Below are 14,011 nucleotides of genomic sequence, written 5' to 3' on the forward strand. Positions count from 1 at the left end.
CCGCAGGGTAAAAAGAACACTGGAGATAAGTCATGGCCAATATTGAGATCTATACCAAAGCAACCTGCCCGTTTTGCCATCGTGCAAAGGCGCTGTTGAATAGCAAGGGTGTGAGTTTCCAGGAGCTTCCGATTGACGGCGATGCCGTGAAGCGTGAAGAGATGATCAAGCGCAGTGGCCGTACTACGGTTCCGCAGATTTTTATTGATGCACAGCACATTGGTGGTTGTGACGACTTGTATGCGTTGGATGCTCGTGGTGGACTGGATCCGCTGCTGCGTTAAGGCGTACCGAAGTATTTAAAGGACAACACTAAAGGGTTTTCTCAACATGTCAGAACAAAATAACACTGAAATGGCTTTCCAGATCCAACGTATCTATACCAAGGATGTGTCTTTCGAAGCGCCAAATGCACCGCATGTTTTCCAGAAAGATTGGCAGCCAGAGGTTAAACTGGATCTTGATACCGCATCTACCCAACTGGCAGATGATGTGTATGAAGTAGTGCTGCGTGTCACCGTAACGGCTTCCCTGGGTGAAGAAACTGCGTTCCTGTGCGAAGTTCAGCAGGGCGGTATTTTCTCCATCAGTGGTATCGAAGGGACTCAGATGGCGCATTGCCTAGGCGCATACTGCCCGAACATTCTGTTCCCGTATGCCCGCGAATGCATCACCAGCCTGGTTTCACGCGGTACGTTCCCGCAACTGAACCTTGCGCCGGTCAACTTTGATGCGCTGTTCATGAACTATTTACAGCAGCAGGCTGGTGAAGGTACTGAAGAACATCAGGATGCCTGATGAACCAAAGTAATGCTTCAATGACTGTGATTGGTGCCGGCTCGTACGGCACCGCTCTTGCCATCACCCTGGCAAGAAATGGCCATCAGGTTGTCCTGTGGGGCCATGATCCGAAACATATCGCGACTCTCGAGCACGATCGCTGCAACGTCGCGTTCCTCCCTGATGTGCCTTTTCCCGATACGTTGCGCCTGGAAAGTGATTTAGCCACTGCGCTGGCCGCCAGTCGTAATATTCTGGTGGTGGTGCCGAGCCACGTCTTTGGCGAAGTGCTGCGTAACATCAAACCATTGATGCGTCCTGACGCACGACTGGTCTGGGCGACAAAAGGTCTGGAAGCGGAAACAGGGCGTCTGCTGCAGGACGTCGCGCGTGAAGCGCTGGGGGACTCAATTCCACTGGCGGTCATCTCCGGTCCGACGTTCGCCAAAGAGCTGGCTGCGGGCATGCCGACGGCGATTTCTCTGGCCTCGACGGACGACACCTTTGCTGACGATCTCCAGCAGTTGCTGCACTGCGGCAAAAGCTTCCGCGTTTACAGCAATCCGGATTTCATTGGTGTGCAGCTTGGCGGTGCGGTGAAAAACGTTATTGCCATTGGCGCAGGGATGTCTGACGGCATCGGTTTCGGCGCGAATGCACGAACCGCATTGATCACCCGTGGGTTGACCGAAATGTCTCGTCTTGGTGCGGCATTGGGTGCCGATCCTGCCACCTTTATGGGGATGGCGGGTTTAGGCGATCTGGTGCTGACCTGTACCGACAACCAGTCACGCAACCGTCGTTTTGGCATGATGCTCGGCCAGGGGATGGACGTGCAGGGCGCGCAGGACAAGATTGGCCAAGTGGTTGAAGGCTATCGCAATACGAAAGAAGTTCGTGAATTGGCGCACCGTTTTGGTGTTGAGATGCCAATAACCGAGGAAATTTATCAAGTATTGTATTGCGGAAAAAACGCGCGCGAGGCAGCATTGACGTTATTAGGCCGTGCACGCAAGGACGAGCTGAGTCGCCACTAGCTGTAAGGAACTGTTGAATATAACGACCCGACCCGCGAAGAACGGGTCGGTCGTTTTGCTACCTTCTGGAGTACGCAATGCCGTGTGAAGAACTGGATATCGTCTGGAAAAACATTAAAGCAGAAGCCCGGGCACTGGCAGAATGTGAGCCAATGCTGGCCAGTTTTTACCACGCAACGCTGCTCAAGCATGAAAATCTCGGCAGTGCGCTAAGCTATATGCTGGCGAATAAACTCGCTTCTCCGATCATGCCCGCCATTGCGATTCGCGAAGTCGTGGAAGAGGCCTACGCGGCCGATCCTGAAATGATTGCCTCGGCGGCCTGTGATATTCAGGCGGTACGTACGCGTGACCCCGCTGTCGATAAATATTCCACTCCACTTCTGTACCTGAAGGGTTTTCATGCGCTTCAGGCCTACCGTATCGGTCACTGGCTGTGGCATCAGGGGCGTCAGGCGCTGGCGATCTTCCTGCAAAATCAGGTATCCGTTAGCTTCCAGGTAGATATTCACCCGGCGGCAAAAATTGGTCGTGGGATTATGCTCGATCACGCCACCGGCATTGTGGTTGGTGAAACGGCAGTGATTGAAAACGACGTCTCTATTCTGCAATCCGTCACGCTGGGCGGGACTGGTAAAGCCGGCGGCGATCGTCATCCGAAAATTCGTGAAGGCGTGATGATTGGCGCGGGCGCAAAAATTCTCGGCAACATTGAAGTCGGGCGCGGCGCGAAGATTGGCGCAGGTTCGGTCGTGCTACAGCCCGTACCGCCGCATACCACCGCCGCAGGCGTTCCTGCACGCATCGTCGGCAAGCCAGACAGCGATAAACCGTCTATGGATATGGATCAGCATTTCAACGGGATTCATCATACGTTCGAGTACGGTGACGGTATCTGATTTCGCGCCATGCCCGGTGGCGCTGCGTTTACCGGGCCTACAAACCTCGTAGGTCGGATAAGGCGTCAGCCGCCATCCGACAAAAATCAACTACGCAATACCGCGCCGGGATAACCTAACTGGCGCCAGGCCTCATACACCACCACCGACACCGCATTCGACAGGTTCATGCTGCGACTGTCCGGCATCATCGGAATACGAATTTTTTGTTCGGCTGGCAGCGCGTCGAGGATGCTGGCTGGCAGACCACGAGTTTCCGGGCCAAACATCAGATAATCCCCATCCTGATAGCTTACCGCGCTATGCGCTGGCGTACCTTTGGTGGTCAGGGCAAACAAACGTTGCGGATTTTCTGCGGCGACGAAGGCGGCGTAATCAGGGTGGCGCAGCACAGCGGTAAATTCATGGTAATCCAGCCCCGCGCGACGCAGGCGCTTGTCGTCCCAGGTAAATCCCATTGGCTCAATAATATGCAGACGAAAGCCGGTGTTGGCGCAAAGACGGATGATATTGCCGGTATTTGGCGGGATTTCTGGTTCGAATAAAACGATGTTAAGCATACTGCCCCCTTGATAACGGGGGGCAGAATAGCAGAAAGAGCGGGTACTATGCGACGGTCAGCGCGTGCGGTTTATAGCGTTGCAGTTTGTAAATCGTTGCGGCAGCTGCGACCAGCGCAGGAAGGCTGAGGAACATTAATATACTGTCTGCCTGCCATTGTAGGGAAAGCAGCTGGGCGCTCATCATCGTTCCGGCTACGCCACCGAAGCGGCCTACGCCCTGCATCCAGGCAATGCCAGTTGCGCGGCAATGGGTTGGATAAAACGTTGCGGCCAGTGTTTGCAGCCCGGACTGCGCGCCGTTCATGGTAATCCCCATCAGGAAGATCAGTGCGCCGAACAGGATGATATGGTTATGTTCAAACCCGAGAGCGAGGGCAAACAGCATCGTCAGAATAAAGCCGAGTGACACCACTTTATGCGCTTCCCAACGGTCCATTAGCCAACCGGCCAGCAGGATCCCCGCCGTACCACCGAAGGTAAACAGCGACGTCAGCCAGGCAGATTCAGCCAGCGGATAACCCATTCCCAGCATCAGCGTTGGCATCCAGCTCAGCAGTACGTAATAGATAACCAGTCCCATAAAGTAGGTCATCCAGAGCATCAGCGTACCCGGCAGCCAGGGCATACTGAATAACTGTGCCACGCTGCCTTTTTTGACCGTGACGCGGTCTTCATCCAGATAAAACTGGGTAACCTGTTCCAGACTTCCCGACATAAAGCGTTGAGCAATGCGTTTAACCTGTGCAATCCCTTTACCGCGGTGAACCAGATACTTCACCGACTCCGGCAGGAACAGCACCAACAGCACGGTGAGGGCCAGCGGGGCGATCGCACCGGCAAGCAGAACACTGTGCCAGCCGTAGTTGGGGATTAGCCAGGAGGAGATCACGCCGCCGCCCGCAGCGCCTAGCGGAAAACCACAGTACATGGTGTTAATCGCCATGGAGCGACAGCGTTTGGGGGCGAATTCTGATACCAGGGTAATGGCATTAGGCATTGCCGCGCCAAGCCCAAGCCCGGTGAGAAAGCGCCAGAAAGTGAGCATATTCAGCGTTTGGGCATAGGCAGTTCCCAGACTGGCGAGGCCAAAGAACAGACAGGAAAAAACCAGAACGCGCTTACGGCCCATACGATCGGAAATCGGTCCGGCCAGCAAAGCGCCAAATGAGAGGCCCAATAGCGCGGCGCTTAATACCGGCCCGAGATCCTGCTTCTTGATGCCCCAATCAGCTGAGAGCGTGGGGGCAATATAGCCCATCGCCGCCGTATCGAAGCCGTCGATGGCTAACACCAGAAAGCCCAGGACAATAATGACCCAGTGGAAGCGCGAAAAAGGACTGTCATCTATCGCCTGCTGGATATTCACTTTTCCGGAATAAGCCATGTCACCCTCGCCCGTTATGATAGTTGTTATCTACCCGTCATACTTCAAGCTGCATGTGCGTTGGCTTTACTCGCTCACCCCAGTCACGTACTTATGTACGCTCCTGAGATTCGCTGCGTTGCCGCCTTCCTGCAGCTCGAATTATTTAGGGTACATGTATAAAATGCTGTTGTATTAGCTTGTATATACATTTGGCAGGTGAATAAAAAGTTGTCAAATATATTGGTTATAAATGTTAACTGGTCGTTATTTTTGGATAAAAAATGGCCGGGCTGAGAACAGGCCGACCATGCAGAAAGTGGGTTTTATGGGGATATTGTTACGCTGCGCTACCCTGAACCAGAGGTGCCAGCGCAGCAGGCAGACTCTTACCCAGTTCTTGTACCAGCGAATCACGACTGATTTCGCTAATCGATTTTGCCCCGGTCAGGGTCATTGCCACCTTCATCTCTTTCTCGATCAGATTCAGCAGATTCGCCACCCCGGCCTGACCGTGGGTTGCCAGCGCGTACAGATAAGCACGTCCCAGCAGAACACTATCCGCGCCCAGCGCAATCATACGTACGACGTCCAGGCCGTTGCGGATCCCACTGTCTGCCAGAATGGTGATATCACCTTTTACCGCATCGGCAATAGCGGGTAACGCGCGAGCTGAAGACAGCACGCCGTCTAACTGGCGACCACCGTGGTTAGAGACAACGATGCCATCCGCGCCAAAGCGTACGGCGTCGCGGGCATCTTCAGGATCGAGGATCCCTTTGATCACCATCGGGCCATCCCAGAATTCACGGATCCATTCGAGGTCTTTCCAGGAAATCGACGGATCGAAGTTATTCGCCAGCCAGCCGATGTAGTCTTCAAGGCCGGTGGGTTTGCCAAGATAAGTCGAGATATTGCCTAAATCATGAGGGCGACCGTTCAGGCCAACGTCCCATGCCCACTGTGGATGAGTGGCTGCCTGCCAGTAGCGACGCAGTGCGGCATTCGGGCCGCTCATCCCGGAATGGGCGTCACGGTAGCGTGCGCCAGGCGTAGGCATATCGACGGTAAAGACTAGCGTGGAGCAACCCGCTGCTTTGGCGCGCTCCAGGGCGTTACGCATAAAGCCACGATCGCGCAGAACATACAGCTGGAACCACATCGGACGCTTGATGGTTGGGGCGACTTCTTCGATCGGGCATACGGATACCGTGGAAAGCGTAAACGGAATGCCTTTGGCATCAGCGGCGGCGGCGGCCTGAACTTCGCCCCGGCGCGCATACATGCCGCACAGTCCAACGGGCGCGAGGGCCACCGGCATGGAGAGCGTTTCGTTGAACAGCTTTGTCTCCAGGCTCAGGTCGGACATATTCTTCAGCACGCGCTGGCGTAGCGCCACTTCCGACAGGTCTGCCACGTTACGACGCAAGGTGTGCTCTGCATACGCCCCACCGTCAATGTAGTGAAACAAGAAGGGGGGTAGGATGCGCTGGGCTGCGGCGCGATAGTCGCTGGCTGCTGAAATAATCATGTGTTGTTCTCCCTGCTATTCTCACCAGGGTCACCGGGCAGGCGGGTGATTCGCGCCTGGCGGGCCTGATCTTCATCAAATCGTTTAATCGTGGTGTGGACAAAACTGAGGTGCGCCATCATCGCTTTGCGCGCTCCGTCGGCATCTCCGGCAACAATTGCATCCAGTACGGCCTGATGTTGTGCCGTCAGCTGTGAAAATACGGGCGGCACGAGGTACATACGCTGGCGGCTCTGTTTCACCGAAGACTGCAATACGTCGAAGAAACCGCGCATGGTCTGTAGCAGCACCACGTTGTGCGAGGCTTCCGCAATGGCGAGATGAAATCGAACGTCTGCCTGCGAGGCGAGATCCGGATCTTCGCTTTGTGTGGCCTCAAAACAGAGCCTGATTTTCTCTTTGTCGGCAACAGTGGCGCGCATGGCTGCGTGCCAGGCGGTGCTGGCTTCGATGGCGTGGCGGGCTTCCAGAATATCGAAACTGTAATCAGGGTCGTCCGCCAGCAGTGTTTTCAGCGGCTGAACAATGTTCTGTTCAGACCAGGCTTCATGCTGCCAGCGGATAAACGTCCCGCCGCCGCGACGGCTAATCAGCACGCCTTCACTCACCAGCTTTGCTAACGCCTCGCGCAGCGAGTTGCGTGATACGCCGAGCTGTACGGCCAGCTGGCGCTCAGCGGGCAACTTCATGCCCGCCTCCAACTGCTGTTCTTCAATCAGCGCCCGCACACGAGATGCGACTTCGTCTGACAGGCGTCTGGGCATCACTATCATGGAATCATCCAGGTTAAGACATAGGCCTGCAGCGTGGTAATCACACCCACCATGCAGGTGAAAATCAGGCTGTGCTTCACGGTAAAGCGGAACAGGTCAGACTCTTTCCCTACTAATCCTACTGCCGCACAGGCGATAGCAATGGACTGCGGAGAGATCATCTTGCCGGTCACGCCGCCGGTGGTATTTGCCGCCACCATCAGTACGTCTGATACGCCGATTTGCTGAGCGGCTGTGGCCTGCAGGGCGGCAAACAGTGCGTTTGATGAGGTGTCGGATCCAGTCAGGAATACCCCCAGCCAGCCGAGGAACGGCGAGAAGAAGGTAAACGCGCTGCCGGTGTGTGCCAGGGCCAGCGCCAGGGTGGATGAAAGCCCGGAGTAGTTAGAGATAAACGCGAATGCCAGCACCATCCCGATGGAGTAGATAGGCAGCGCCAGATCTTTCAGGGTGCTGCCAAAGGTCTGCAGCGCAGCAGAGGGTTTCATCTTCAACCAGACGATAGACAGCAGGGCGGCAAACAGGATCGCGGTACCGGTCGCAGAGAACCAGTCAAATTTGTACACCGCCGCGTAGGCTGTGGCTTCGTGTACGACCGGCGGCATACGGGCAACCAGCTTGTCGAGGAACGGAACCGGAATATTGACCACCCAGTGGTACATCGCGCCGCCGGGCGCGAACAGCGCTTTAAACGGCGGTATGCTCCACAGCGTGACGGTAGCGGTCAGGAACAGGAACGGTGACCAGGCGCGTACCACCTGGCCAGCGGTGTAACGGGTGCGTGACAGGTCCATATCGACCTGCGAAGCGCCCATATCGCCAAAGCGGAAGATGCGTACCGGTTGCCAGCGCTTCAGGAACAGCGTCAGACACACCAGCGAAACCAGAGAAGAGATGATGTCCGGCAGTTCCGGCCCGATAAAGTTAGAGCTGAGGTACTGCGCGATAGCAAATGAGCCGCCAGCGACCATCACCGCAGGCCAGGTTTCTTTGACACCACGCCAGCCATCCATAATCGCCATAATCCAGAACAGCACGATAATAGTCAGGAACGGCAGTTGACGGCCCACCATCTGGCCAATCTCGAAGCTGTCCAGTCCGGTAACCTGACCGGCAACCAGAATCGGAATGCCCATTGCGCCAAAAGCGACCGGCGCGGTATTTACGATCAGGCACAAACCTGCCGCATACAGCGGGTTAAAGCCAAGGCCAACCAGCAGCGCGGCGGTAATCGCTACCGGAGCACCGAAGCCTGCTGCCCCTTCGAGGAATGCCCCAAAGGAGAAACCGACAATCAGCATTTGCAGACGCTGGTCTGGGGTAATCGAGAGTATCGATGAGCGGATAATGTCGAACTGCCCGGTCTTCACCGAGATTTTATAGACGAATACCGCGGCGATAATGATCCAGGCAATTGGCCACAGACCGTAGAAGAAACCGTACACTACGGAAGCCAGTGCGTGATCGACCGGCATTTTGTAAAACAGCAGGGCGACCGATAAAGCGATCACCACCGTCCATGACGCCGCAACATAGCCTTTCAGCTTGAGCTTAATCAGGGCGAAGAAAAAGAACAGGATAGGGAGCGATGCGATCAGGCTGGAAAGCCAGATATTACCGGCCGGGTCATAGTTCTGTTGCCAGAGGTTCATTGCAGGTCTCCTCGGGGCCGCCAACATAATGGAATGAGTCTTTGCTCAAATCTTCGTCACATTATGTGTAAAAGTGGCCCTGCCAATATTGTTGTGTAGGGATAATGACAACAAATGGTTAATCATATGTTATGTGTTGGCAACAGTGTTGTGGGTTAATTTTAATGAAATGTGAGTGGGTTGTGGTATCTGGCTAAAATTGGTAGGGCCAATTGCGAGAGGAAGTGGAGGACCGGGCAAGCGGATGTTGCCCGGCGGGAGATTAGAACTCGCTCTTCGCGAAGCCCGTCATCTCTTTCAGGCCCATTTCACGGCCAAGCTCGGTCATTGGGTGAACGACGATCAGGCCGCGCACGCTCTTCTTCAGCTTGCCCATGTCGGCCTGCTCTTTTTTGGTGATGGCACGACGAAAAGGGAGTTTCGTCAGCTTTTGCGCTTCTTTGCTCAGCTTCTGACCATGGACTTCACGCAGACGCGCAATTTCAGTTTCCAGGGTTTCTTTCTCTTGCTCCAGCTCGGCATATTTGTCGGCGGCTTCAACCAGAGACAGGTCAGCCTGCTGGTGGCGGATAGCGTCCAGACGATCGCTCAGGCGTTTAATTTCGTTTTTTTCGACTTCTTTCATAGGATAGCTTCTGATAAAAATAGAATGAATATCCTATAGTATGCGCGCAGAGCGGGATTATTCACAACTGCTCGAAGATAAATAATCAAATACCGTAAGTATTAATTAGCTAATGATAATGTTACTACATTGATTAACAAGGAGTTTTAAGCGATAAGATCGGCCATGGTGCTTTTTATTGGCGTGTTTGCGATGAAGCACGTTTTCCTCAATGTAATTGCCCAACCGATCCTAAACTTAAATGATCAACCGCACAGGCTGAGCGTGGTTAATACATGGAGGAGGGAAGATTATGGCGAAAATAGGTGAGAATGTTTCGGTCCTGATTGATAAGACGGTCGATTTTATGGCTTCAAGCCAGGCTTTTCGCGAATATCTGAATAAAACACCGCCGCGCAACGTTGTCCCTTCTGAAATACCGCAGGAGAATGCGCAGCTGTATCTGCAGCGTTTGGCGTACTATCGGCAGCTATATCGACCACAGCAGGAAGAGAAGTAAGCCTGCAGGGTCTTATTTTTGAAAGGCTTTTTTTAAGCTGATTTTAGAAATCAGCTCGGTCAGGGAAAGTACCATCGTGGAGCGCACCATCTGCTGGTAGCGCTGGATCTGCATCGCGTGCAAACCAGTGTCTGAGGTATCAAACTGGGGTGGCGGCGGGAGTGCCGTCACGCAGTGGAGTTCGCCAAACGGTCCAAGAATTTCGTCGTCAGTAAACGCGTATTCATTGCCGTCGTGGTTTAACTCTTCCCGCAGCGCCATCAGGAGCTCTGCATCTTCGTACTCCGGGCGACTGAGTACGCCCAGGCCGTAGATTAACTTCAAACGAACGGAAAGATCGCCCAGCGGCCCATCGCCGTCGAGCAGCGGTTCTACGGCGTATTTCACCGCATAGTCGTCTTTGCGAAATACCTGAAGCACAAGGATATTCACCGCCTCGGTGAGCAGTTCTACGGCGGTGATGAGGAAGCTGCGTACGGTTTTGCCAGCATTCAGACGCTCAAGCACACGATTTTCAAAGGCCTGCGTTTGTTCCATTATTGCCTGCATATCTGACAATCTGTCATTTGGGCGCAGGCTGACCTGCGCCACATTCTCTATCATTTGGTTGCGTTATATGCGTTAACCGCCTCCGCCACCACGTCACTGTTGGCATCCAGACCGGATACCTGCGCCAGCGCGGCCTGTGGACCTTTTTCGTCGATCAGCGCGGCCAGCTCCTGTGCCTGCGGATCTTCCTCACTGCGATAGTGCATTGCAGCGGCAATACCCGTGACCAGATTGGCGTGCGGCAGACCATACTCCAGCGTGCCCAGCAGCGGTTTAATCAGGCGATCGCCCGCGCTCAGCTTACGCAGCGGCTGACGGCCCACGCGCTCAACGTCATCTTTCAGATACGGGTTTTCAAAGCGACCGAGGATTTTCTGAATGTATGCCGCATGTTTTGCTGCATCAAAGCCATAGCGTTTGATCAGTACCGCGCCGCTCTCTTCCATCGCACCTTTTACCACTGCGCGGATTTTCTCGTCGAGAATCGCGTCACGGATGGTCTGATGACCGGTCAATTTTCCGAGGTACGCGGTTATAGCATGCCCGGTGTTCAGCGTGAAGAGCTTACGTTCGACAAATGCCATCAGGTTATCAGTTAATTCCATTCCCGGGATATTTGGCAGTTCGCCTTTGAACTGCGTTTTGTCGACAATCCACTCACTGAAGGTTTCTACGGTAACTTCCAGCGGATCGTTAGTTGCTGAAGCCGAAGGCGGAACAATGCGGTCCACGGCGGAATCGACAAAGCCAACATGTTCTTCAACCCAGGCTTTATCTTCATCTGCCAGCGCGTTCATTACGTGGCCTTTCAACTGGGTCGTTCCGCGCACCATGTTTTCACAGGCGATGATATTCAGCGGAGTAGTGATGCCCTGCGCCTTGCGTTTAACCAGCCCTTTGGCGATGGCCGGAGCGATGCGTTCAAGCACGACCGGACCGACGGCGGTAGTGACTAAATCTACGTGGGCAATCAGATCGACGACATCATCGCCAATGCTGCTGACGGCATTGACGCCAGAAACGGTATCAACCTGCTCGTTTTCACCCACCACATGAACCTGATAGCTATGACGGGCATTCAGGGCATCGAGAACGACCTGGTTTACATCCGCGAACGTCAGTTGTATCCCCGCGTCCGCCAGCAGTTTGCCGATAAAGCCACGACCGATATTACCTGCGCCAAAATGTAATGCTTTCATAGTATTAACCTTCATTAATGTTTTTACCCAAGAGGGCTGGGGTGAGGCTTTTCCCTCAACCTAACCCTCTCCACAAGGGAGAGGATATCGCCTTCATATTTCGAACTGCAGATGCGTTGGCTCTCCTCGCTCACCCCAGTCACGTACTTGTGTACGCTCCTGGGGATTCGCTGCGTTGCCGCCTTCCTGCAGCTCGAACTATTTTGGAGATACTTAACTGTTAAGCTTTTTACCTGCCAGCAGTTCCAGAACTTCATCCACGCTGGTGGTATGGGCCAGACGTTCGATCACGGATTCATCATCCAGAGCGTTGGTCAGGCTGGTAATCACCTGGATGTGCTCGTTGTTACGCGCTGCGATACCAATCACCAGGCGGGCAATATCGTCTTCTTCTTCACCGAAGCGAACGCCTTCCGGGTACTGGCAGAACACCACACCAGTTTTCAGCACGCGGTCTTTGGCTTCAACCGTACCGTGCGGTACTGCGATGGACTCACCCAGGTAAGTCGGGGTCAGTTTTTCGCGGTCCAGCATCGCCTCAACGTATTCTGGCTCAACGTAACCGCCTTTCACCAACTGCTCACCGGCAAAACGAATCGCTTCTTCTTTGTGAGTGGCTTTAAGGCCAAGGAAGATATTCTCCGCGCCCAGTTTGAACAGGTGGGTATCACCCTCTTCAAAGCTGTCTTTCAGGTGATCGCGGACTTTCTCTTCATTCACATTGTGGCGCTGTGCTGCAACCAGACGTTCGGTCAGGCTGGAGTACAGGCCGCTGTCGAGGAAGTTGGTCAGCGAAATGTGCTGTGCCTGAGGCACCTGGCGCATCGCGCGTTCGGTCAGGTCACGGTGGGTAATGACCAGATCCACATCCGGCGGCAGATTGTTAATCGCGCTGTTGGTGACGGAAATCTGAGACAAACCGGCATCCTGCACTTTCTTACGCAGTACGCCCGCACCCATGGCGCTGGAACCCATACCAGCATCGCAGGCAACGATGATTTTACGCACATGGCTCAGGTCGTTGGTTACGTCGCCAGCAGCCAGTGGAGATGCGCCTTTGGATTCCGCTTTCATGTCGTGCATACGACGGGTTGCGGCATCAATGTCATCATCTTCTTTTACTTTGCTGGTTTTCAGCAGAATGGCTGAGACCACAAAGGAGACTGCCATAGCAGCACAGATAGCAGCGATGTTAGCGAAGTATGCGCCCTTCGGTGTCATTGCCAGCACGGCCAGGATAGAACCCGGAGACGCCGGAGAAACCAGACCGCCGTTCAGGATAGTCAGAGTAAATACGCCAGTCATACCGCCGAGGATAACGGCCAGGATCAGACGCGGGTTCATCAGAACGTATGGGAAGTAAATTTCGTGGATACCACCCAGGAAGTGGATGATAGCCGCGCCGCCCGCAGACTGCTTAGCGCTGCCGCGACCGAAGAACATATACGCCAGCAGAACGCCCATACCCGGACCTGGGTTAGCTTCAATCAGGAAGAAGATGGATTTGCCCATCTCATGGGACTGCTGAATACCCAGCGGTGAGAAAATACCGTGGTTGATGGCGTTGTTGAGGAACAGGATTTTCGCCGGTTCAACGAAGATAGACGCCAGCGGCAGCATGTCATGGACAACCATGAAGTTAACGCCTGCCGCCAGAATTTTGGACAGCGCTTCAACCAATGGGCCAATGCCGAGGAATGCCAGAATGGCGAGGATCATACCGATGATGCCAGCGGAGAAGTTATTCACCAGCATCTCAAAACCGGACTTGATCTTACCGTCTACCCAGTTGTCGAAATGTTTGATAGCCCAGCCGCCCAGCGGACCTGCGATCATCGCGCCGAGGAACATTGGCATATCTGCACCGACGATAACGCCCATGGTGGTGATAGCACCAACCACGCCGCCACGCTCACCGCCAACCAGCTTACCACCGGTATAACCGATCAGCAGCGGCAGCAGATAGGTGATCATTGGGCCGACAAGCTTCGCCAGCGTTTCGTTCGGCAACCACCCTGTCGGAATGAATAATGCGGTGATAATACCCCACGCGATAAACGCGCCGATATTTGGCATCACCATGTTACTGAGGAATCGACCAAAGCTTTGCACCTTGATCTTAATATCGGATGACATAAAAACACCCCTTCTTATGTTTGCTATCGCGCAGGCTGAAAGCCCGAGGTTTGTTAATGTAGCGGCAGGAGGTAGCCGGACCCTGTAGATACTGCGAAATCTGGCACTGAATCGTTCAACTGTCCAGTCGACGGGCTTTTGTGTGACTTTCGTCACGTAAATATAGGGTGTATGGCGTTAGTTAATGTGATCTAAATCACGAAATGACGGTACAAAAAAACATCGCTGGATCAGAATTAGCCAAAAAAGGCGGATAAATGTGAACTGATTCACATTTTTGCTTTTGCTGTTTGTTGAATCTTTGTGATGTAAATCACAAAGTATTTTCATATGGATTTGAACGGATGTGATCTACAGCAGGTTCTCCCCCCGACATTTTTATTGCAAAACAAAGCAACTTATCAC

The 14,011-nt window shown here is 53.9% G+C and carries 14 protein-coding genes; 5 read left to right on the top strand and 9 right to left on the bottom strand.

Going from position 1 to position 14,011, the window contains the following annotated elements; translation table 11 throughout:
- Positions 1-32 precede the first annotated feature (32 nt).
- The 4 genes from grxC (at position 33) to cysE (ending at position 2,716) form a co-directional block, all read left to right on the top strand.
- Positions 33-284, top strand: coding sequence for a glutaredoxin 3 (grxC, locus tag OGY83_RS13660; RefSeq protein WP_003024152.1), 252 nt, complete (start codon positions 33-35; stop codon positions 282-284).
- 46 nt (positions 285-330) lie between these two features.
- Positions 331-798 carry a protein-export chaperone SecB gene (gene secB / locus OGY83_RS13665; protein ID WP_003024155.1) on the top strand — a complete coding sequence of 156 codons (468 nt, stop codon included), beginning with the start codon at positions 331-333 and terminating at the stop codon, positions 796-798.
- Positions 798-1,817: an NAD(P)H-dependent glycerol-3-phosphate dehydrogenase gene (gene gpsA / locus OGY83_RS13670; protein ID WP_008786462.1), complete on the top strand. Its 1,020-nt coding sequence runs from the start codon at positions 798-800 to the stop codon at positions 1,815-1,817. The genes secB and gpsA overlap by 1 nt, the downstream gene beginning before the upstream one ends.
- 77 nt (positions 1,818-1,894) lie before the next feature.
- Positions 1,895-2,716, top strand: a complete 822-nt coding sequence (gene cysE, locus OGY83_RS13675; protein WP_016154965.1) for a serine O-acetyltransferase — start codon at positions 1,895-1,897, stop codon at positions 2,714-2,716.
- Between the two features lie 86 nt (positions 2,717-2,802).
- On the opposite strand, the gene trmL is transcribed toward cysE, so the two are convergent.
- The 6 genes from trmL to OGY83_RS13705 all read right to left on the bottom strand — a co-directional run bounded on the left by trmL (position 2,803) and on the right by OGY83_RS13705 (position 9,223).
- Positions 2,803-3,276, bottom strand: a complete 474-nt coding sequence (gene trmL, locus OGY83_RS13680; protein WP_003827329.1) for a tRNA (uridine(34)/cytosine(34)/5-carboxymethylaminomethyluridine(34)-2'-O)-methyltransferase TrmL — start codon at positions 3,274-3,276, stop codon at positions 2,803-2,805.
- A gap of 46 nt (positions 3,277-3,322) precedes the next feature.
- On the bottom strand, positions 3,323-4,663 hold the full coding sequence (locus tag OGY83_RS13685; RefSeq protein ID WP_003844545.1) for an MFS transporter: 1,341 nt from the start codon (positions 4,661-4,663) through the stop codon (positions 3,323-3,325).
- Between the two features lie 319 nt (positions 4,664-4,982).
- Complete coding sequence (gene lldD, locus OGY83_RS13690; protein ID WP_087052832.1) at positions 4,983-6,173, bottom strand: FMN-dependent L-lactate dehydrogenase LldD; 1,191 nt, start codon at positions 6,171-6,173, stop codon at positions 4,983-4,985.
- Complete coding sequence (gene lldR / locus OGY83_RS13695) at positions 6,170-6,946, bottom strand: transcriptional regulator LldR (protein ID WP_123269012.1); 777 nt, start codon at positions 6,944-6,946, stop codon at positions 6,170-6,172. The genes lldD and lldR overlap by 4 nt, the downstream gene beginning before the upstream one ends.
- Positions 6,943-8,598, bottom strand: a complete 1,656-nt coding sequence (gene lldP / locus OGY83_RS13700; protein ID WP_003827332.1) for an L-lactate permease — start codon at positions 8,596-8,598, stop codon at positions 6,943-6,945. Before lldP ends, lldR begins: the two co-directional genes overlap by 4 nt.
- A gap of 262 nt (positions 8,599-8,860) precedes the next feature.
- Positions 8,861-9,223 carry a YibL family ribosome-associated protein gene (locus OGY83_RS13705; protein ID WP_043018722.1) on the bottom strand — a complete coding sequence of 121 codons (363 nt, stop codon included), beginning with the start codon at positions 9,221-9,223 and terminating at the stop codon, positions 8,861-8,863.
- A gap of 292 nt (positions 9,224-9,515) precedes the next feature.
- On the opposite strand from OGY83_RS13705, the gene OGY83_RS13710 reads away from it, so the two are divergent.
- Complete coding sequence (locus tag OGY83_RS13710) at positions 9,516-9,722, top strand: hypothetical protein (RefSeq protein WP_003827334.1); 207 nt, start codon at positions 9,516-9,518, stop codon at positions 9,720-9,722.
- Positions 9,723-9,734: 12 nt separating this feature from the next.
- Here the strand turns inward: OGY83_RS13710 and mtlR are convergent, their stop codons facing one another.
- From mtlR to mtlA, 3 genes are all read right to left on the bottom strand, one after another.
- Positions 9,735-10,325: a mannitol operon repressor MtlR gene (gene mtlR, locus OGY83_RS13715; protein ID WP_079939678.1), complete on the bottom strand. Its 591-nt coding sequence runs from the start codon at positions 10,323-10,325 to the stop codon at positions 9,735-9,737.
- The gene (gene mtlD, locus OGY83_RS13720; protein ID WP_123268900.1) at positions 10,322-11,470 is read right to left on the bottom strand and encodes a mannitol-1-phosphate 5-dehydrogenase; all 1,149 of its coding nucleotides are present in this window, start codon (positions 11,468-11,470) and stop codon (positions 10,322-10,324) included. The genes mtlR and mtlD overlap by 4 nt, the downstream gene beginning before the upstream one ends.
- Positions 11,471-11,683: 213 nt before the next feature.
- Positions 11,684-13,606 (bottom strand): PTS mannitol transporter subunit IICBA, encoded by a 1,923-nt coding sequence (mtlA, locus tag OGY83_RS13725; RefSeq protein WP_286636078.1) that lies wholly within the window; start codon positions 13,604-13,606, stop codon positions 11,684-11,686.
- Positions 13,607-14,011 lie beyond the last annotated feature (405 nt).

This window comes from Citrobacter sp. Cpo090 (genome assembly GCF_030332665.1).
Lineage (GTDB): Bacteria > Pseudomonadota > Gammaproteobacteria > Enterobacterales > Enterobacteriaceae > Citrobacter > Citrobacter portucalensis.